This window comes from Chromohalobacter marismortui, assembly GCF_004364315.1.
GTDB lineage: Bacteria > Pseudomonadota > Gammaproteobacteria > Pseudomonadales > Halomonadaceae > Chromohalobacter > Chromohalobacter marismortui.
In genome coordinates this window covers 107,982-127,510 of record NZ_SOBR01000002.1, presented here as the reverse complement: position 1 = coordinate 127,510, position 19,529 = coordinate 107,982, and the positions used below count along the sequence as shown (strand labels likewise).

17 protein-coding genes are annotated in these 19,529 nt (G+C 62.7%); 10 read left to right on the top strand and 7 right to left on the bottom strand.

What is annotated here, in order from left to right; all coding sequences use genetic code 11:
- The first annotated feature begins 106 nt into the window (after positions 1-106).
- The 4 genes from C8E00_RS03820 to gstA all read left to right on the top strand — a co-directional run bounded on the left by C8E00_RS03820 (position 107) and on the right by gstA (position 4,383).
- On the top strand, positions 107-841 hold the full coding sequence (locus C8E00_RS03820; RefSeq protein ID WP_133694773.1) for a tellurite resistance TerB family protein: 735 nt from the start codon (positions 107-109) through the stop codon (positions 839-841).
- A 188-nt stretch (positions 842-1,029) separates the two neighbouring features.
- Positions 1,030-2,751 carry a thiamine pyrophosphate-dependent enzyme gene (locus C8E00_RS03815; RefSeq protein ID WP_133694770.1) on the top strand — a complete coding sequence of 574 codons (1,722 nt, stop codon included), beginning with the start codon at positions 1,030-1,032 and terminating at the stop codon, positions 2,749-2,751.
- A gap of 167 nt (positions 2,752-2,918) precedes the next feature.
- Entirely contained in the window at positions 2,919-3,728 is an 810-nt protein-coding gene (locus C8E00_RS03810) for an MBL fold metallo-hydrolase (protein ID WP_133694768.1), read from the top strand.
- Between the two features lie 31 nt (positions 3,729-3,759).
- Entirely contained in the window at positions 3,760-4,383 is a 624-nt protein-coding gene (gene gstA / locus C8E00_RS03805; protein WP_243833106.1) for a glutathione transferase GstA, read from the top strand.
- A 30-nt stretch (positions 4,384-4,413) separates the two neighbouring features.
- Here gstA and C8E00_RS03800 read toward each other — a convergent pair whose 3' ends face one another.
- The 3 genes from C8E00_RS03800 to C8E00_RS03790 all read right to left on the bottom strand — a co-directional run bounded on the left by C8E00_RS03800 (position 4,414) and on the right by C8E00_RS03790 (position 8,546).
- On the bottom strand, positions 4,414-5,598 hold the full coding sequence (locus C8E00_RS03800) for an HlyD family secretion protein (protein WP_133694765.1): 1,185 nt from the start codon (positions 5,596-5,598) through the stop codon (positions 4,414-4,416).
- A 58-nt stretch (positions 5,599-5,656) separates the two neighbouring features.
- Positions 5,657-7,210 carry a DHA2 family efflux MFS transporter permease subunit gene (locus C8E00_RS03795; protein WP_133694763.1) on the bottom strand — a complete coding sequence of 518 codons (1,554 nt, stop codon included), beginning with the start codon at positions 7,208-7,210 and terminating at the stop codon, positions 5,657-5,659.
- A gap of 232 nt (positions 7,211-7,442) precedes the next feature.
- Positions 7,443-8,546, bottom strand: coding sequence for an NAD(P)H-dependent flavin oxidoreductase (locus tag C8E00_RS03790; RefSeq protein WP_133694761.1), 1,104 nt, complete (start codon positions 8,544-8,546; stop codon positions 7,443-7,445).
- A 340-nt stretch (positions 8,547-8,886) separates the two neighbouring features.
- On the opposite strand from C8E00_RS03790, the gene mtgA reads away from it, so the two are divergent.
- Positions 8,887-9,591 carry a monofunctional biosynthetic peptidoglycan transglycosylase gene (gene mtgA, locus C8E00_RS03785; RefSeq protein WP_133694759.1) on the top strand — a complete coding sequence of 235 codons (705 nt, stop codon included), beginning with the start codon at positions 8,887-8,889 and terminating at the stop codon, positions 9,589-9,591.
- A gap of 57 nt (positions 9,592-9,648) precedes the next feature.
- Entirely contained in the window at positions 9,649-10,575 is a 927-nt protein-coding gene (locus C8E00_RS03780) for a Gfo/Idh/MocA family protein (RefSeq protein ID WP_133694757.1), read from the top strand.
- Here C8E00_RS03780 and C8E00_RS03775 read toward each other — a convergent pair.
- Positions 10,566-11,519: a LysR substrate-binding domain-containing protein gene (locus C8E00_RS03775; protein ID WP_133694755.1), complete on the bottom strand. Its 954-nt coding sequence runs from the start codon at positions 11,517-11,519 to the stop codon at positions 10,566-10,568. The two genes, C8E00_RS03780 and C8E00_RS03775, sit on opposite strands and share 10 nt — an antisense overlap.
- Before the next feature lie 158 nt (positions 11,520-11,677).
- Between C8E00_RS03775 and C8E00_RS03770 the strand changes: the two genes are divergently transcribed.
- The 4 genes from C8E00_RS03770 to araD1 all read left to right on the top strand — a co-directional run bounded on the left by C8E00_RS03770 (position 11,678) and on the right by araD1 (position 16,416).
- A complete protein-coding gene (locus C8E00_RS03770) occupies positions 11,678-12,685 on the top strand; it encodes an arabinose ABC transporter substrate-binding protein (RefSeq protein ID WP_133694753.1) in 1,008 nt (335 codons plus the stop codon).
- A gap of 54 nt (positions 12,686-12,739) precedes the next feature.
- On the top strand, positions 12,740-14,233 hold the full coding sequence (gene araG, locus C8E00_RS03765; protein WP_133694750.1) for an L-arabinose ABC transporter ATP-binding protein AraG: 1,494 nt from the start codon (positions 12,740-12,742) through the stop codon (positions 14,231-14,233).
- Between the two features lie 50 nt (positions 14,234-14,283).
- Positions 14,284-15,285, top strand: coding sequence for an L-arabinose ABC transporter permease AraH (araH, locus tag C8E00_RS03760; protein ID WP_133694748.1), 1,002 nt, complete (start codon positions 14,284-14,286; stop codon positions 15,283-15,285).
- A gap of 123 nt (positions 15,286-15,408) precedes the next feature.
- A complete protein-coding gene (gene araD1 / locus C8E00_RS03755) occupies positions 15,409-16,416 on the top strand; it encodes an AraD1 family protein (RefSeq protein WP_133694746.1) in 1,008 nt (335 codons plus the stop codon).
- A 128-nt stretch (positions 16,417-16,544) separates the two neighbouring features.
- On the opposite strand, the gene C8E00_RS03750 is transcribed toward araD1, so the two are convergent.
- The 3 genes from C8E00_RS03750 to C8E00_RS03740 all read right to left on the bottom strand — a co-directional run bounded on the left by C8E00_RS03750 (position 16,545) and on the right by C8E00_RS03740 (position 19,522).
- Entirely contained in the window at positions 16,545-17,846 is a 1,302-nt protein-coding gene (locus tag C8E00_RS03750) for a TRAP transporter large permease (protein ID WP_133694743.1), read from the bottom strand.
- 28 nt (positions 17,847-17,874) lie between these two features.
- Positions 17,875-18,432, bottom strand: a complete 558-nt coding sequence (locus C8E00_RS03745; RefSeq protein ID WP_133694740.1) for a TRAP transporter small permease — start codon at positions 18,430-18,432, stop codon at positions 17,875-17,877.
- Between the two features lie 100 nt (positions 18,433-18,532).
- Complete coding sequence (locus C8E00_RS03740) at positions 18,533-19,522, bottom strand: TRAP transporter substrate-binding protein (RefSeq protein WP_133694738.1); 990 nt, start codon at positions 19,520-19,522, stop codon at positions 18,533-18,535.
- Positions 19,523-19,529: the final 7 nt, after the last annotated feature.

Sequence of the window (19,529 nt, the reverse complement as noted above, 5' to 3'; positions counted from 1 at the left end):
TGTGGGCGGTGGGCAGAAACTGTGTCAGGGTTTCTCCGAAGGCAGCGGCGTTGCGTAATGGGGCGCCTGGGGCAGCGTCGTCAGTGATCACTGGAGGAGCCAGGGAATGAACGCAAGCAAGATACTGCAGCAGTTGATGCAACAGGCCGGTGGCAGTCAGAAGAGCAGCGGTGTCGATGTGAAGGGGATGCTGGATGGCCTCTCGAAACAGCTGGGCGGGAGTGCCTCACACGGCAAGTCCAGTGGCGGCAGCTCGGGTGGTTTCGATATGAAGAGCCTGCTCGGCGGCGGTGCCATGGGCATGCTGGTCGGCTCCAAGCGCGGTCGCAAGATGGGCGGTAAAGCACTCAAGTACGGCGCGATCGCCGGTGTCGGCGTACTGGCCTGGAAAGCCTGGCAAAGCGCTCAAAACAAAAACTCGGGTAGCGAGCCACAAGACGCTGGGGAAGGCGAGCGTGTCGAGGCGCTCGATGGCGAGTATCAGGAGCGGCGGAGCCTGGAACTCCTGCAGGCGATGATCATGGCGGCCCGAGCCGATGGCCATATCGATGAGCAAGAACAGACGCTGATCAGCGAACAGATCGACGCGCTGGGGGCCGATGACGAAATGCATCGCTGGGTCGAACAGCAATTGAAGGCGCCATTGGATGCCCAGGTTCTGGCCCGTGAGGCGGACTCGCCCCAGGCGGCGCGGGAAATGTACTTGATCAGTGTCGCCGTGATCGATGAGCAGAACCCGATGGAACGCGCCTGGCTCGATCAATTGGCCAGCGCTCTTGATTTATCCCAAGAGATGACCGCCGAGCTTGAACGCCAGGCACAGCAGGCCGAGGCCGGTTGAGGCTTGCCCCTTTCAGCGATGCGACGCCGCCAAGGCGCGCCAGTCGCATCTACACGATGACAGCGTCCAGCAATATCACAGGGCTTGGAGATCGACCTTCGTCGGGCATAGAGTGAGAGAGGTGCCACGCGTCGGCGTGGCGATCGTGTTTACGCGCCCCTTGAGGGCGCCGATGCGGAGGGAATCGCATGAGTCGTCACAGTAACGTGGCCGAGATCATCGTCGAGACACTGGCGGACGCGGGCGCCAGGCGCTGTTACGGCGTCGTCGGCGACACCATCAATCACTTCACCGATGCCATTCGGCGCAGTGATGCCCTGGAATGGGTGCATGTGCGTCATGAGGAAGTCGGCGGCTTCGCCGCGGGGGGCGAGGCCTACATGACCCGCGAGCTGGCGCTGTGTGCCGGTACCTGCGGACCCGGGAGCCTGCATTTCGTGAATGGGCTGTTCGAGGCGCATCGCAGTGGTTCGCCGGTGGTGTTGATCGCCTCTCAGGTCGCCACCGGGGATACCGGCATCGGCTTCCCTCAGGATGTCGACCCCAAGGCGGTCTACTCACAGTACAGCGTGTTCTGCGAATCGATCGTCAACCCCGACCAGGCACGCCGCATGACCGCGTTGGCCGCCCAGGCGGCACTGGCCAATAACGGGGTGGCGGTGCTCGTCGTGCACGGCGATATCTTCACGCAGACACCGAGTCAGGACCTGCCGTTTCGCGCGCATCGCTTCGACCCCATCGTGCGGCCCAATGCCGAGGAATTCGTGCCCGCCGTCAAACAGCTCAACCAGGGTGGCAAGATATCCATCTTCGCCGGATTTGGCTGTGAGCACGCGCGCAGCGAGGTCATGGCACTGGCGGCCAAGCTCAATGCGCCGATCGCCTGGACCTCGCGCGCCAAGGACTTCATCGAACCCGACAATCCCTACCAGGTGGGCATGACCGGTATCTTCGGCCTGGCGGGCGGCTATCATGCCGTGGCCGAATGCGACACGCTCCTGCTGCTGGGCTGCAACTTCGCCTGGGGGCAGTTCTATCCCGAGAAGGCGACCATCATTCAGGTGGATATCGACCCGCAGCAGATCGGCAAGCGTCATCCGGTGGACATCGGCCTGGTCGGCAGCGTGCGCGATACCTGCCTGGCGCTGGCCAAGATGGTCGACGAGCAGACCGATACCCGATGGCTGGATGGCTGCCGCAAGCAGTATCTGGAGGCGCTGGCGCATGATGCCCATGCATCCAACGACGACACCCTCATCCACCCCCAGGCGCTGACCCTGGCACTCGATGAGCAGGGCGCCGACGATGCCATCTTCACGGCGGATGGCGGTAGTCCCATGGTCTGGATGTTGCGTCACATTCATGCCAACGGCTGGCGGCGCACGCTTTCCAGCCTCGTCCACGGCACCATGGCCAACGCTTATCCACAGGCGATCGGCATTCAGAAGGCCTTTCCCGAGCGGCAAGTCATTGCCATGTGCGGCGATGGCGGCCTGACCATGCTGATGGGCGACCTCCTCACCCTCAAGCAGGAGAAGGTGCCGCTCAAGATCGTCGTCTACAACAACAGTTCGCTGGGCTTCGTCGAACTGGAACAGAAGGTCGAGGGCCTGCTTGACAGCTATACCGATCTCGAGAATCCCGAGTTCGACAAACTGGCCCAGGTCATGGGCATTTGGGGCAAACGCGTCGAGGAGGTCCATGCGCTCAAGCCCGCGATAACCGAGTGGCTCAATCACGACGGTCCGGCGTTGCTCGACGTCAAGGTCAACCGCATGGAACTCGTCATGCCGCCCAAGGTGGAAGCCGGACAAGTCGCCTCCACCGCGCTCTACTCCACCAAAGCCGTTCTCAACGGGCGCATGGAGGATGTCGTCGACCTCGTCAAGAGCAACTTCTTCAAGCGCTGAACGCGTGGCCAAGTCAATGCTCACTCACGACCGGGCGCCGCCAGGTGCCCGGTTTTTATTGACTGAGCGACGATGAGGCACCTTTAAAGTGAGTCATTACCCACCTGGCCTCGACCCATGACCTCGACCACACTCATGCCACGCGCCAACATGAGGGAGGGGGACGGATGATGCTACCGGGGTTTCTGTGTGCGACATGCGGGGTGCAGTATCCTGCGGGCGAGGCGCCGCCGTTGCGGTGTCCGGTATGCGAGGACGAGCGCCAGTACGTGCCGGTATCGGGCCAGCAGTGGACGACGCCGACGGCGCTGGCGGCGGGGCATACCAATACCTTTCGCGAGATGGTCCCGGGGCTTCTGGCGCTGGGCACGGTGCCGACGTTCGCCATCGGCCAGCGGGCGTTCTTGCTGCGCACGTCCCACGGCAATGTGTTGTGGGATTGCCTGAGTCTGCTGGATGCGGCCACGGTCACCCTGATCGAGGCGCTGGGCGGGCTCGAGGCCATCGTCATGTCGCACCCGCATTTCTACAGCAGCATGGCGTCCTGGGGGCGTACTTTCGAGTGCCCGGTGTACGTGCACGCAGCGGATCGCGAGTGGATCATGGCGCCTGATGAAGCGCTCACTCCGTGGGAGGGCGAGACGCTGGAGGTGTTGCCCGGCGTGACGGCGCACCGGCTGGGCGGGCATTTCCCCGGCGCCAGCGTGCTGCATTGGGAAGCGCGCGGTACGCTGTTGAGCGGGGATACGCTGCTGGTCACGCCGGACCGCATGGCATCCTTCATGTGGTCATACCCCAACAACATTCCGCTGCCCGCCAGTGAGGTGGCACGTATCGGCGAGCGCTTGCAGCGTCTCGACTTCGAGGCCGTCTACGCGGCATTCTGGCACAGTGAGATCACTACCGACGCGGGGCCGGTCGTGGCACTATCGGTGGCGCGCCATTGCCAGGCACTGGAAGGCGGCGGGACGACGTGAGCGCCCACTCGGATGGCGACGATGGCCCCCCATGAACGGAGACGATGTCATGAAGTTGTATCTCAAGCCGGGCAGCTGTGCGATGGCGGTACATATCGCGCTGGAAGAGGCGGAGTTGACCTGCGAGATCGAGACGGTGGATCTGGCCACCAAGCAGACGGCCAGCGGCGAGGATTATCTGACCATCAATCCCAACGGCTACGTTCCCGCCCTGGTGCTGGATGACGGCGAGGTAATGACCGAGGCGGTCGCGATCCTGCTGTATATCGCCAGCCTCGCGCCGGAGGCCGAATTGGCGCCATCGCCGGGCAGCAAGGCCTATTTCGAGCTGTTGAGCCATCTGGTATTCATTACCACCGAGCTGCACAAGAACTTCAGCCCGTTCTTCAAGCCCAACAGCGGCGAGACGTGGCGCGGCATCGCGCAGAAAAACCTCAACGCGCGGCTGTCGCTGATGAACGAGCACCTGGCCACACGCGATTACGTGGCGGGCGAGCGTTTCAGCGTGGCGGACGCCTACCTGTTCACGGTACTCAGCTGGTCACGGGTGGTGCATGTTTCGCTGTCGCCGTGGCCTCACCTGGAGCGCTTCGTGGCGCGCATTGCCGAGCGCGAATCGGTCCAGCGCGCCATGCAGGCGGAAGGCTTGAAGTGAGCGATCGCTTGCGCGCTCGGCCCGCTGCGTTTAGCCCTGAATGCGCGGCTCGGCGCCGCTGACGTCGATATCCACCTCGACCATCATGCCCGGGCCGATCAACTCGGTCGGTCCATCGTCGAATTGGATGCGTACCGGCAGGCGCTGGGTGATCTTGGTGAAGTTGCCGGAGGGGTTGGGGTCCGGTAGTAGGGCAAACTGGCTGGTGGCAGCGCGGCCGATGACGCTGATGTGACCCTTGAAGGTGGCGTCGGGAAAAGCATCGACGGTGATCGCCACCGGCTGACCGACGCGTAATTCGGCGATGTCGGTTTCCTTGATATTGGCCTCGACCCACAGGTGGTCGGGATCGTGCATCATCAGGATCGGCTGCCCGGCACTGATGTATTCGCCTTGATCGGCCAGCGTCTTGTTGATAATGCCGTCGCTGGGGCTGGTGATGCTCAGGTCGTTCAGACGCAGGCGTTCTTCGTCGCGTTTGGCTTGGGCGATGGCAAGATTCTGTTCGGCGATGCGCACTTGCTTTTTCAACACGTCGGGATTGGGCAGTGGCATCTGCGAGCCGTTGATGAAGCCTACCTGGGCGTTATCGGCCAGGGCTTGGCTGACTTCCACTTCCTGCTGTGCCTGGGCGTGCTCGGCAAGCGCGGCCTGATAGGCGTAGTAATCTTGATCGCGACGCTGTTCGGAGACCGACCCCTTCTTGTACAGCGCATCGGCGCGCTTGAACTCGCGTTTGGCTTCGGTCAATCGTGCCTGGGCGGCTTTTTCAGCGGCCTTGCTGGCTTCGAGTTCCTGATGGGTCAGGTTCATACCGCCCTCGAGCTGCTTTTCGGCCATCGCCAGCCGTGCTTTCTCGTAGTCAAGATGGGCGCGCTGTACAGCGACGTTGGCCTCGAGCGATGTCATCTTGCGCTCGTCGGGTTTGCGATACAGTGTCGCCACGGTGTCGCCTTTCTCAAGCCTATCGCCCTCGGTGAGCGTGAAGTCGGTGACCCGGCCACTCAGACGGCTGCTGACCGTGATCTGGTTGGCCATTACGCGGGCGTCCTGGGCGCTGACATGGGTCACACGGTGTGCGATGGCGAAGCCCAGCCACACCAGACAGAGCACGACGATGATGGCGAGAAGCAGCCATTTGGCTGTGCGTGGCAGGTGTTGGCGGGATGTCGGAGGTGTTGTCGTATTGTCGGTCATGGTGGTGTCTTGGGGCATGACAGTGTCCTTGGTCGAAACGGACGTCGCATGGACGTCCTGGTCACGTGAGCTGCGTTCACCCGGGTGACGTGGTGCGCCAGCGACTGAGGAGCAGCGATGGAATCGCGACGATGAAGAGGCTCCCAGTGAGCACCCAGAAGCCGTCTTGATAAGCGAGAATCGATGCCCAGATCGTCTCGATGCGTTCCATGAGATACCCGGCCATGGCGCTTTGCTGGGTGGCGGCGGTGCCCAGATGTCCGGCCAACTCTGCGAGTTTGTCGAGCTGGAGGTTGGCGAGCGCGTTATCGGCATTGACCCCGGCATTCAGCGATTGACCGTGCTGGACTGTTCGTCGGTCGAGCAGAATGACCAACGCGGCCGTGCCCAGTGCGCCGCCGAGTTGCAACGCGAAATTGATCGCCCCGGAGCCGTGGCCGGTCAGGTGCCTGGGCAGGCCGGCAATGGCGTTGGAGAGTGTCGGTGGCGGGAACGCGGCCATCCCGATGGACAGAGTGCCCATTGCCGTCGCCAGGTACGCGAACGAGGTGTTCCAGTCCATCTGCGCCATCAGCCACACCGCATACATGGCGCAGCCCAGCCCCGGCATAGTGAGTCGATGCGGTGGGTGGCGGTCGCTCAGCCAGCCGACCAGGGGTACCAGCACCCCCAGCACGGCGGTGGAAGGCAGAAAGATCTGCCCAGCAGTAATCGGGCTGTAATGCAGTACCGACTGCACGAACTGCGGCAGCAAATACATGATGCCGTAGAAGGTGCCGCCGAACAGGAACATCGCCAGAGTGCCGACCACGAACACGCGATTGCGGAAGATCGCCAGGTCCATCAACGGGTGAACGGTACGATTCTGCCAGACCACGAACGCGGTGCCACAGACGAGGGCGATGAGGATCAGGCCCGGCACGCGCGGGTCGTACCAGCCCCAGCGCTGGCCGTTGGAAAGCGCCGCGAGTAGTGAGAACACCGAGACGAATAACAGCACGACGCCGGCCCAGTCGAAGGGCGGGCGCGGGCCCTTCTGCTCCCGCGAAGGCAGGAAGAAATAGCCCATCACCGCCGCTGCCACGCAGATCGGCAGGGTCACGAAGAAGACGTATCGCCAGGTGAAATGCTCGACCAGCCAGCCGCCGATCACCGTGGCCAGCGTCAGCGGCAGACCCAGACACATGCCGTACATCGCCGTCGCCATGCCGCGCCCCTCGGGCGGGTAAGCCGCGAATAGCGCCTGCATCGCCACCGGGCGTATCAGGCCCGTCATACCGCCCTGGATGACGCGCGCGGCGACGAGCATACCCATGCCTTGCCCCAGGCCGCCGAGAAACGAGGCGGCGATGAACACGACCAGCAAACCAATGAAGGTGGCGCGCTGACCGACGGCGGAGACCAGCCACGGCGCGACGAGCAGCGAGACGGTCGTCGAGGCCAGAAAGCCGGTCGATAGCCATTGCACCTGGGAATCGCTCATGCCGAACGCCCCTTTTATGTAAGGCACCGCCACATTGACGATGGTGATCGACATGCCCAGGGCGACGAGTCCCAGCATCACGGTCAGGGTGACCCACAGACGATAGCGGGGGCCGTAGCGTTCGAAGAGCCGATCGACCTGCGTCATGCGTGACCACCGACGCAGAGGGAGCGATGGCACGGAGGAGCGAATGCCAGCGAGAGAGAATGCAAAGCCTTGTCCTTGTGTGTCGTGAGCGTTACTCATGCCAAGCTTGCTGTCATGCAAATCGCAAGCATGCGAATCGATAACGTGACGATATTTTGTTAGCTAAGGGATTATGACGGCTTTGCAAGTCGTCTTTCAACGGGCCGCGCGTCGGAGGCGGCCCGGGGCATGCTCAAAACGAAGCCAGCGCCTGGAGTCGTGCCAGCGTCTCGTCGCCCAGTCGCCGGGTGAGGGTCTCGGCGTCGCCGTGGGGGGCCAGTGCCGCTGCCTGGCCGGCCCACAGCGATGAGAAGTCGCCACGCCCTTGGGCTTCGGCGGCTTGCTTGAGCGGGGCAAGCGCGCCACCGGCGGTGGGAAAGGGCGGAGCGTCCGGCGAGAGAGGGCCGAGTTCGCGAATCACTCGATTGACGAGGCTGCGCGCAGGGCGGCCGGAGAACAGGCGGGTGACGACGGTGTTGTCGTCGCGGGCCTCGGCCAGGGCGGTGCGATGAATGTCGCTGATCAGACTTTCCGGCGTGGCCAGGTAGTAGGTGCCGAGCTGCACGCCGCAGGCACCCAGCGCGAAGGCGGCGGCGACGCCGCGTGCGTCGCCGATGCCCCCGGCGGCGATGACGGGCCGATCGATGGCATCGACGAGCTGCGGTACCAGCGCGAAGGTGCCGGGCTGGCGGGCCATGGCGTCGGCCACCGTGTCCGCGCGGGTATCCTCGAGAAACGCGCCGCGGTGCCCGCCGGCTTCGAGCCCCTGGGCGATGATGATGTCCGCGCCGTGGGTGACCAGCCAGCGTCCCTCTGCAACGCTGGTGGCACTGGCCATGACCGTGGTGCCGGTGGCTTTCACGCGGGCCAGCAAGGCCGCGTCCGGCAAGCCGAAGTGAAAGCTCACGACCTCGGGACGCAGACGTTCGACCAGCGCGCACTGGACGTCGTCGAAGGGCGTGCGCTGGGCGGCCGGAGCGGCATCCTCGGGATCGAGTCCCGCCTCGCGGTAGAACGGTGCCAGGCGTTCGCGCCAGGCGGTTTCGGCGCTGGGGTCGGGCGGTGACGGCAAGTGGCAGAAGAAGTTGAGGTTGAGCGGGCCGGTGGCGTGCTCGCGAAACCGTGCGACTTCCTGCTCGATGCGCTCGGGGGCGAGCGTGGCGCAAGGAATGGAGCCCAGCGCGCCCCCTCGACTGGCGGCGATGGCCAGTGTCGCGTCGTTGGCGCCGGCCATGGGGGCCTGGACGATGGGCAGGTCGATGGCGAAGCGGTCGAGCAGTTCACGTTGCGGCCACATGGCAAAGCTCCCTGGGATCACGGTGAAGGGCGGCGACCCTGGTATCAGGACCGGCACGACCCATGATCGAATGAGCGAGGCGAGGTTGCAAGCACACTAATATGAAGATCATGCCGCAATACTTTGGTATGACGCCTTTGGCCCTGGATGTGCAGGGTGGCGTCCGATGATCAAGGTACCGAGCAGTTCGATATATAAAGACGTATCGAATACCCCGAACATTGGCATTGGCTGACCATGAGAACACGCAGTAGGTTGGCATCGATCATGTAGACATCTGTTAACGAGCAGGCCTGATATACTCTGTCGTCATGATGCTGCGACCCCATAAGGCTAACGCATGACGCGGGATTGGTTGCGCAGGGGACTGCGCTTTTTGCTGTTCGCGATGCTCGGTTTCGTCGGGCTATCGGTATTGCTGGTGCTGGTATTTCGCGTGGTGCCGGTTTTCGGCTCGATGGTGATGCTGGAGCGCAAGGTCGAATCCTGGATGAGTGATGAACCGATCTCGATCCAGCAACAGTGGCGGCCGTGGAAGGCGCTATCCGACAATGCCAAGCTGGCGGTGATCGCGTCGGAGGATCAGCGTTTTCCGATGCATTACGGTTTCGACTTCAACCAGATGCAAAAGGCGCTCAATGCCTGGTTCAACGGCGACAGCCTGCGCGGTGCCAGCACCATCAGCCAGCAGACCGCCAAGAACCTGTTCCTGTGGACCAACCGCAGTTGGCTTCGCAAGGGCCTGGAAGCATGGTTCACGGTGCTGATCGAGTTATTGTGGCCCAAGGAGCGCATCCTCGAGGTCTACCTCAATATCGTCGAATGGGATCGCGGCGTGTTCGGCCTGGAAGCCGCCGCCCAGCACTATTTCGGCGTTGGTGCTGATCGGCTATCGGTATTACAGGCCAGCCGCTTGGCAGCGATTTTGCCCAACCCGCGTGAGTGGAGTGCGTCGCGGCCGTCGGCATACATTCAGCAACGCAGCCAGTGGATTCGCCAGCAAATGCGTCAGCTAGGCGGCAGCGCCTACCTCGAGCGCCTATGAGCGTGGGCGAGGGCCTTGCCTCGTCCTTGCGGTTGCCAGATCAGAAAAGGAGCCCTCATGTCCCCCACCTCCATCGCCATCGTCGGGGTCGGCAAAATCGCCCGCGACCAGCACGTGCCCGCCCTACGCGGCAACGCTGCGTTCTCGCTCGACGCCGTGGCCAGTCGCAATGCCTCGTTGGAGGGCGTCGCGCATTTTCGCGATACTCAGACGCTGCTCGACGAGCGACCGGACATCCAGGCCGTGTCGCTGTGCGCGCCGCCGCAGGTGCGCTACCGCCAGGCGTGTGCGGCCATCGCGGCGGGCAAGCATGTGATGCTGGAGAAGCCGCCTGGGGCGACGCTCAGCGAAGTGGAAGATCTGCGCGCCCAGGCCGAACGCGCCGGCGTGACGTTGTTCGCGACCTGGCACTCACGGTACGCCGCCGCCGTTGCCCAGGCGCGCGATTGGCTGCGTGAGCGTCACGTCACTGCCGTCGAGGTGCAATGGAAGGAAGATGTGCGGCGCTGGCACCCTGGCCAGGAATGGATCTGGGAAGCCGGCGGGCTGGGTGTGTTCGACCCCGGTATCAACGCGCTATCGATCATCACCGCGATTCTGCCGGAGGCGTTCTTTCTCACCCAGGGCGAACTGGCGGTGCCGGCCAATCGGCAGGGGCCGATCGCCGCCACCTTGGCCTTCAGCGACCGCCGGGGCGCCGCGATTCGTGCCGAGTTCGACTGGCGCCAGACCGGGCCGCAAACCTGGGACATTCATGTCGAGACCGATGCCGGGCCGTTGGCGCTGACCCAGGGTGGCAGCTGCCTGACCCTCGGCGACGACGTCGTGCTGGAAGGGGGCGACGTCGAATATCCCGGGCTCTACGCGCGCTTCGCCGAACTCATTGCCCGGGGCGAGAGCGACGTCGACGTGGCACCGCTACGGCATGTCGCCGATGCCTTCCTGCTCGGCAAGCGTGTCGAGGTCGAGGCCTTTCACGAGTGAGCGTCTCGTTGTTCGCGAATGAGGTCGCGCAGGGTCGACATCAACGCCGCCGCGCCGGGCGATAGCCGTTGCTCGCGCAGGCTGACCAGCCCGTAGGGCTGCACGCTCAGCGCCTCGGGGAAGGGCAGGATGCAAAAGCGCGGCTGGTCGCAGAGTAACTCGGCGACTTGCCGCGTGGTCACGGTCACGGTGTCCGACTTGTCGACCATGGCCAGCGCCACGAGGATGTCCGGCGTGTCGACGATCTGGCGCGGCAACGCCACGCCGTGATGCAGGAACAGGTGATCGACCCGTTGACGCATCAGCGCGCCCGGCGGTTGCAGGACCCACGGATACTCGACCATGGCCTCGAGATTGAGCGACGTACGGTCGGCCAGCGGGTGCTCGGCGCGACACACGAAGCACAAGGCCTCCTCGCCGATCTCCTCGAAAACGAAGTCACCTGCCGGCAGCGTCGAGGGAATCCGGGCGATGGCAAAATCGAACTCGCCTTCCATGAGGCGCGGAATCAGCGCGTGGCTGACATCGACATCGATGCTGACCTTGAGGTTGGGACGGTCGCGATGTACGCGTTCCACCGCACTGGTCAATAGTGTGACGGCCGGCGCCATGACCGTTCCCACCGAGACGCTCCCCGCGCTACCTGCATGCAAGGCATTCAGCTCATCACCGGCCTGATGGAGCGACGACAGGATGCCGCGTGCGTGGCGAATCACCGTTTCGCCGTACCAGTTGGGTGCAATGCCGCGCGGGTGTCGATCGAACAGCACCAGGCCGAGCTGACTCTCCAGTTCTCCGAGTAGCTTCGATGCCGCGGGCTGGCTCATGCCCAGGCGTTCGGCGGCACGATGCAGGTTGCGCAGCTCGTCCAGCGCGATGAACAGCTGCAAATGGCGCAACTTTAGTCGCACCTTCATGAACCAGTCGGAGGGCAAGGAGCTCATGGTGTCTGGCCTCAGGCGAAAGTAATAACAAAATATATATCGTTTTTTCTGTCAAGTGGCATTAGTAGGTTATTTCGCAGATGCCTATTGTTCAGACTATTAAGCAACCTGTTTCGCAACACAACAACAACCCCCGCGAGGGTACAGGAGGACGCCGAATGTCATTCAAGATACCGATGACACGCACGTTATTGGGAATGGCCGTGGGCCTGGCGCTGAGCGTTGGACCGTTGACGGCACAAGCCCAGAGCGACGATGACGTCACGATGGGGTTCATCGTCAAGAAACCCGAACAGGCATGGTTCATCAACGAACAAGACGCTGCGACCAAGCTGGGAGAGGAAAAAGGCTTCGAGGTGGTGCGCTTGTCGGGTGAGGACGGTCAGCAGGTGCTCAGTGCCATCGATAATCTCCATTCACAAGGAGCGCAGGGGTTCGTGATCTGTCCGCCGGACGTGCGTCTGGGGCCGGCGATCATGCACCGCGCCAAGCAGTACGGTATGAAGGTCGTCACCGTCGATGACCGCTTCGTGGGAACCGATGGCGAGCCGATGGAGAACGTGCCGCACTTGGGGATGTCCGGTTACAAGATCGGCCAGCAGGTCGGTAACGCCATCGCCGCGGAGATGGAACGTCGCGGCTGGGATCCCGAGAACGTGGCCGCATTGCGCATCACCAATTACGAGTTGCCCACCGCCAAGGCACGCACCGATGGGGCTACCGATGCGTTGCTCGAGTCCGGTTTCAAAAAGGACAACATCTTCGATGCCCCGCAGCAGAATACCGATACCAGCAGTGCCTTTGCGGCGGCTTCGCCGGTGTTTGCCAAACGTGGCGATTTCGAGCACTGGGTGATCTATGCCCTCAACGAAGAAAGCGTGCTGGGTGGGGTGCGCGCCAGCGAACAGTACGGACTGTCCGCCGATCAGGTGATCGGCGTGGGCATCAACGGCTCAGGGGCAGCCTTTGCCGAGTTCTCGCGCGAGAAGCCCACTGGCTTCCATGGCACCGTTGCCGTGAGCTCGACCATGCATGGACGCCAGTCAGCGGCCAATCTCTATAAGTGGATCACCGAGGGGGAGAAACCGCCGGCCAATACCGAGACGACCGGCACGTTAATGACGCGGGATAACTGGAAAGACGTACGGGAAGAGTTGGGCTTGTAAGACCGATGCCCGCGCCTGAGCGCGCGGGCACGCTTTTTTCTTCAGGAGTACCGTATGTCCGAGGCTTTTCTCCGTTTCGACGAGATTACTGTCGAGTTTCCCGGTGTGAGGGCGCTCGATGGTGTGAGTTTTACTGCGAAGGCCGGTGAGGTGCATGCCTTGATGGGCGAAAACGGCGCCGGGAAGTCGACGTTGCTCAAGGTACTCAGCGGCGTCAATCGTCCCTCTTCGGGCCAGTTGTGGATCAACGATCAATCGTATGTCTTTGCCAACGCCCGCGAGGCGTTGGCTCACGGCATCGCGATCATCTATCAAGAGCTGACGCTGTCACCCAACTTGTCGGTAGCCGAGAACCTGCTGCTGGGGCAGTTGCCGGAACGTCGAGGATTCATCGACCGACGCACCATGAAGGCACGTGCCCGGGAGATTCTCGAAGAGCTCGGCGAGGGGGACATCGACCCGGCCACCAAGGTGCGGGAACTCTCCATCGGGCAGCAGCAGATGATCGAGATCGGCCGTGCACTGTTGCGCGACGCTCAGATCATCGCCTTCGACGAACCCACGAGCAGCCTGTCCGTGCAGGAAACACGGCAGCTCAAGCGCATCGTCGCGCGGCTGCGCGAGGAAGGGCGCGTGGTGCTCTACGTCACGCACCGCATGGAAGAAGTCTTCGAGATGTGCGATGCGCTGACGGTATTCCGTGATGGGCGCCATATTCGCACGCATGAAACACTCGAAGGCGTGGATCAGGACACCCTGGTCGGCGAGATGGTCGGGCGCCAGATCGACGATGTGTATGGCTTCCGCCAACGCGCCATGGGTGAGGTGTTGATGCGCATCGATGCCTTGCAGGGCCGCGGGGTGCGCAAGCCGGTGAGTCTTGAGGTCAAGCGTGGCGAGGTGCTGGGCTTGTTCGGTCTGGTCGGCGCCGGACGCAGCGAGTTGATGCGTGTGGTGTGCGGCGTGGAAAAGGCAAGCCAGGGTCAGGTGACGTTTCGCGGCAAAAGCGGTGTCTTCACCTCGCCGCAAGAGGCGATTCGCGCGGGCATCGCCATGTGTCCCGAGGACCGCAAGTCTCAGGGGATCTTCCCCGTGGCCAGCGTCTCCGACAACCTGAATATCAGTTGTCGACGCTTTTTCCGTCGCTGGGGCATGTTCCGGCATGTTGCGCGCGAGACCGACAACGCCAAGACCTATATCCAGCGCTTGAGCATCAAGACACCGAGCCATCGGACGCCGATCAATACTCTCTCCGGGGGAAATCAGCAGAAGGTGATTCTCGGGCGCTGGCTGGCGGAGGAGATCGATTTGTTCGTGATGGACGAGCCCACGCGCGGCATCGACGTGGGCGCGCGACGCGATATCTATACCCTGTTGTATGACCTGGCGGATCAAGGGAAGGGGGTGATCGTGATCTCCAGCGACCTCGCCGAAGTCAGCTCGATCTGCGACCGCATCGGTGTCATGCGCGATGGCGCTCTGGTCGACATCGTACCGCGCGAGCAGGCGACCCAAGAGCGCCTGCTGGGATTGGCACTGCCGGCGTGAGCCCGACCAATCACGATGCTCACCGCTAACAACATGAAGAGACTGACGACATGAGCACAGACAAACTGGCCGCTTCCGACACCTCGCCGGCGGCGCCAAAACCGCGGGTCAAGGCATTGCGCACGTTGCTTGATACCTCCGGGTTGATTGCGATCTTTTTCGTACTCTTCATCGCCTTGTCGATCTTCGTACCGGACTTTCTGACCGGCCGCAATATCGTTGGACTGCTGCTCTCGGTCACCCTGATCGGGACCATCGCGACCACCATGATGATGGTGCTGGCACTCGGTGAAGTGGATCTGTCGGTCGCCTCCATCGTCGCCTTTGCGGGCGTGGTGGCCGCTGTCGTGACGTCGACTTCGGGCAGTGTCTTCATCGGCGTTCTCGTCGGGGTAGGTGCCGGCGGTGCGGTGGGGGCCTTCAATGGCTTCGTGGTGTCCAAGTTCGGCATCAATTCGTTGATTGCCACGTTGGCGGCGATGGAGTTCGTGCGTGGATTGGCCTATATCACCTCCGGCGGCGATGCGGTCATGGTCACGGTGCCGGGCTTCTTCGACCTGGGCAGCGCCTCGTTCCTGGGGCTGACGCTGCCGGTGTGGACCATGATCGCCTGCTTCGTGGTCTTCGGTATCGTGCTCAACATGACGGCCTTCGGCCGCAATACCCTGGCAACCGGCGGCAATGCCGAGGCGGCGAGCCTGGCGGGTGTCAATGTGCGGCGTCTCAAGATTACCGTATTCGCCCTGCAAGGCGTCGTCGCGGGGATCGCTGGGGTCTTGTTGGCCTCGCGCATGGGACTGGGCGACCCCAATACCTCGATGGGGCTGGAGCTGGCGGTGATTTCCGCCTGTGTGCTGGGCGGCGTGTCGTTGTCCGGCGGGGTCGCCTCGATTACCGGCGTATTGGTCGGCGTACTGATCATGGGCTGCGTGCAGAACGCCATGGGACTACTCAACGTACCGACCTTCTATCAGTATCTGGTGCGTGGGGCGATCTTGTTGCTGGCGGTGATGTTCGACCGCTGGAAGCAGGCCCGGCGCGCCAAGGGATGACCTTTTTACAACGTTAGCTAGTGGTCAAGGTTAGCTAGTAATCTTCGGTAGTGGGGCGTCGCTGAGGCCATTGCCACGGAGCGGCGCCATGCTATCGATTCGACCTTCAGGAGAGCCCATTACATGCAACTCGCACAAGCTCGAAACGACAACGGCGAGCGCTTCGTCCTGGTCATCGAGGATGATCCCACTCAGGCGCGTCGCCTGGATGACGTGAACAGCGTGCATGCCCTGGCGCTCACCGCGCTCGGCCGCAAGATCGGGCTCGCCGCGCTGATCGAGGAATGGCCCGGGGATGCACGTGTCGATGCTGTGGCCCTGGCCGACAAGGGGCAATTGCTGGCGCCGCTCGACCATCCCGACCCGGCGCACCTGCTGGTCACCGGCACCGGGCTGACGCACCTGGGCAGCGCCGAGGGCCGTGACAAGATGCACCGCCAGATGAACGAGGCGGATCAGAGCGAGCAACCGCTCACCGACTCGATGAAGATGTTCCGCAAGGGCCTCGAGGGCGGCAAACCCGCGCCCGGCGAGTTCGGCGTGCAGCCGGAGTGGTTCTACAAGGGCGACGGCGGCATCGTCATGGCGCCGGGCGAGGCGCTGCGCATGCCGCATTTCGCGCTGGATGGCGGCGAGGAGCCCGAAATCGCCGGGTTGTACCTGATCGACAACGACGGCCTGCCGCGGCGCATCGGCTACGCGCTGGGCAACGAGTTCTCGGATCACGTCACCGAGCGCGAGAACTACTTGTATCTGGCGCATTCCAAGCTGCGTGCCTGTTCCTTCGGGCCGACGCTGCTCGTCGATGAGCTGCCCAGCGACGTGCAGGGCACTTCACGCATCCGTCGCGACGGTGACGTGCTATGGGAAAAGCCGTTCATCTCCGGCGAAGACAACATGTGTCATAGCCTCGCCAATCTCGAAGCCCATCATTTCAAGTACGCGCAGTTCTGCCGCCCGGGCGATGTCCATGTGCACTTCTTCGGCACCGCGACGCTGAGCTTCAGCGACGGCATCAGCGCTCAACCGGGAGATGTGTTCGAGATCGACGCCAAGCCGTTCGCCCTGCCGCTGCGCAACCCGTTGGCCAAGGACGCCACCGCACCGGTGCCGAGCGTCACACCTTTGTAAGGCTGGCGAGTAAGCCCCACGGGGCCGTCTCGCAGTCCCTGTCGACCCGATACGCCAACGGCCGCTGGAATGCTCCAGCGGCCGTTGGCGTTGTGGCGGGTTGGCGTTGTACTGAGGGAGTGTGCTGGTCAGTTCATCGCCTGCGGCAGATACAGCACGATCTCGGGGAACAGGTGCAACAGCACCACGGCGAAGATCATCAGCAGGAAGAAGGGCAAGGTGGCCCGCGTGATGGTGATGATGTCCTTGCCGGTAAGGCCTTGAATGACGAACAGGTTGAAACCGACTGGGGGCGTGATCTGCGACATTTCCACCACGATGACCAGATAGATGCCGAACCAGATCAGGTCGATGCCGGCGGCGTCGATCAGCGGCATGATGATCGAGGTGACCAGCAGGATCAGCGAGATGCCATCGAGAAAGCAGCCCAGCACCAGCAAGAAGAGCGTCAATACCACGAGCAGCATGGTGGGGGAGAGGCCCATCGCGGCGATGTGGTTGGCAAGCTGCATGGGTAATTGCGTGAAACTCAACGCCGAAGAGAGAAACGAAGCGCCTGCGATGATGAAAGCGATCATGCAGGCCGTGCGCAATGCCGCGAAGAGTGAGTCGAGGAAGATGGTCTTGTTGAAATGCCCATTGCCCCGCGCGATCAGCATCGACAGCACCACGCCCACGGCAGCGGCCTCGGTCGGCGAAGCAAAGCCGCCGTAGATGCTGCCCAGAATACCGCCGATGAGCACCAGTAGCGGAATCAACTGGGCACTGTTGCGCATCTTTTCCCCGAACGGCATATGAGCCGCGCTTTCGCCGGCACGCCCTTGGCGATTACCGATCAGCAGCGACCAGCCGATCAGGTAGGCCATGAACAAACCCAGCAAGAGCAGGCCTGGCAAGATGCCGGCGATGAACAGCCTTGAGATCGACTGCTCGGTCACCACGCCGTAGACGATCATCATGATCGAGGGGGGAATCAATAGCCCTAGCGTCGAGGCGCTGGCCAACGTGCCGATGGCGGCATTGCTGTCGTAGCCGCGACGCTCCAGCTCGGGTAGCGTCATCTTGCCGACCGTGGCGCAGGTCGCCGCCGAGGAGCCGCATACGGCGGCGAACAAGCCGCTGCCGATGATATTGGAGTGCAGCAAACGGCCAGGAAGGCGGTTGAGCCAGGGCGCCAGGGCGCGAAACATGTTATCCGCCAGGCCCGAGCGAAACAGGATTTCCCCCATCCACACGAACATGGGTAGAGCGGTCAAGTCCCAGCCGTAGCTGGCACCCCAGAAGTCGGATGCGAGAATCGGGCCGGGGTCGAAGCTACCGAAGAATGTCAGCGCGACCCAGCCGGTACCGAGAAGAGCGAAGGCGATCCACACGCCGCCGCCGAGCAGCAACGCGAGCGTCAGTATCGTGACGAGGCTGAGAGTCAGCATGGCAGGGCTCCCTTCAGCGAGTGGCGGGTCATGAGTCACCGTCCTGTGGCTCGGGTGCCACATAAGAATCAGGGGCCGTTAAAGCCGAGTGCAGGGTCCCCCATAGGGTTTCGGTGAGTGCCACGCACATCAAAGCGATGCCGACGACGAGAACGCTTTGCGGTATCCATAATGGAATGGCGAGTAACCCTGAGGAGACGTCGTTGTATTCGAGGCTTTCGCGTACCAGGCCAATCAGTTCCCAGGTGAGCAGCAGGCTCAGGGCTAGCGCCACCAGCAGGCAGAGAGACTCTATCCATACACGAGCGCGGGGTGGTAGACGCGAGATGACCAGCGTCACGCGGATATGTGCATGATGCGTGAAGGTATAGGCCATGCTTAGAAAAGTGGCGCCCACCAGCAGATAAGCGGCTATTTCCGAGACGCCGGGAATTTCGAGCCCCAGGCGTGCGCTGCCCACCAGAGCCAGCAGCGCATCCAGGCAGCGTAGTAGCACTTGCAGTGTGACGATGGCACAGATTGCCAGCATGCAGGCGGCTGCACCCCAAGCGCCGAGGCGATAGAGTTTGTCGAGTCGGTAGGTCATGTCGGTCACTCACGAATGGAGGGTGAGGACGGGGCCCCGCTTACGTACCACTATCGGTAGTGAACGGGGCTTGCAGGTCTTGCTTAAAGGCGCGGATGCGCTATTCGGCGGCTTGGCGCTCGCGATAGCGCTCGATCAGCTTCTGTGCACGCTCGCCGGCCCGCTCTTGCCAGTTAGCGAACAGCGATTTTCCCGCTGCCTGGAGATCCGCAGCCAATTGCTCATTGGGCTTGGAGATTTCAATGCCATGTTCCTTGAGCGCCTTGGCGCTGGCGGCGCTGTCCTCACGACTGGCTTGCCAGCCGCGACGCTCGGCTTTTTTGGCGGCTTCGAGTACGGCCTGCTGGGTCTCGTCATCGAGTCGGTCGAAGGCGCGCTTGTTGACGAACACGATGTTCTTGGGCAACCACAACTGAGCGTCAGTGTAATTCGAGACGTAATCCCAGGCCGCCATCGCCTCACCGGTGGAAACCGACGTGATCATGGCGTCGACGCGCCCGGTGCTGAACGCGGTAGGAATATCGGCTTCCTCGGTCTCGGTGGGCAACCCGCCGAGATTTTCGATGAAGCGTTGCGTATTGATATTGGGCGCCCGCACGCGCAAGCCTTTGAACTGCGAGGCATCGGTCAGTTTGAAATCGGTATAGATTCCCTGGGCCGGCCACGGCACGGCGTAGAGCGGCATCAGGCCTTCCTTGGCGAACATCTGGGTGATGATCGGTTTGGAGGCCTGCCACAGGTCATAGGCGTCTTCATAGCTGCTGGCGAGCCCTGGCAGCGTATCGACCTCGTAGATCGGTGACTCGTTGGAGAGCGACGAAAGAAATATTTCACCGGCCTGTACGGTGCCGCGCCGCACGGAGGGCTTGATTTGGTCATGTGCGATCAGCGAGCCGCCGCTGTGCACGTTGATGATCAAGTCGCCATCGGTGGCTTGGGCGATGTCCTCGGCGAATTGTTGGGTGTTCTGGGTATGGAAACTGGCATCGCCATAGGGGGTGGCAAGATTCCATTGTGCGGCCATGGCGCCGCCGGTCACGCTGAGCGAGCCCAACGCTACCAGCCAGGCGAGGGAATGCATCGTGCGCATGTTAGGT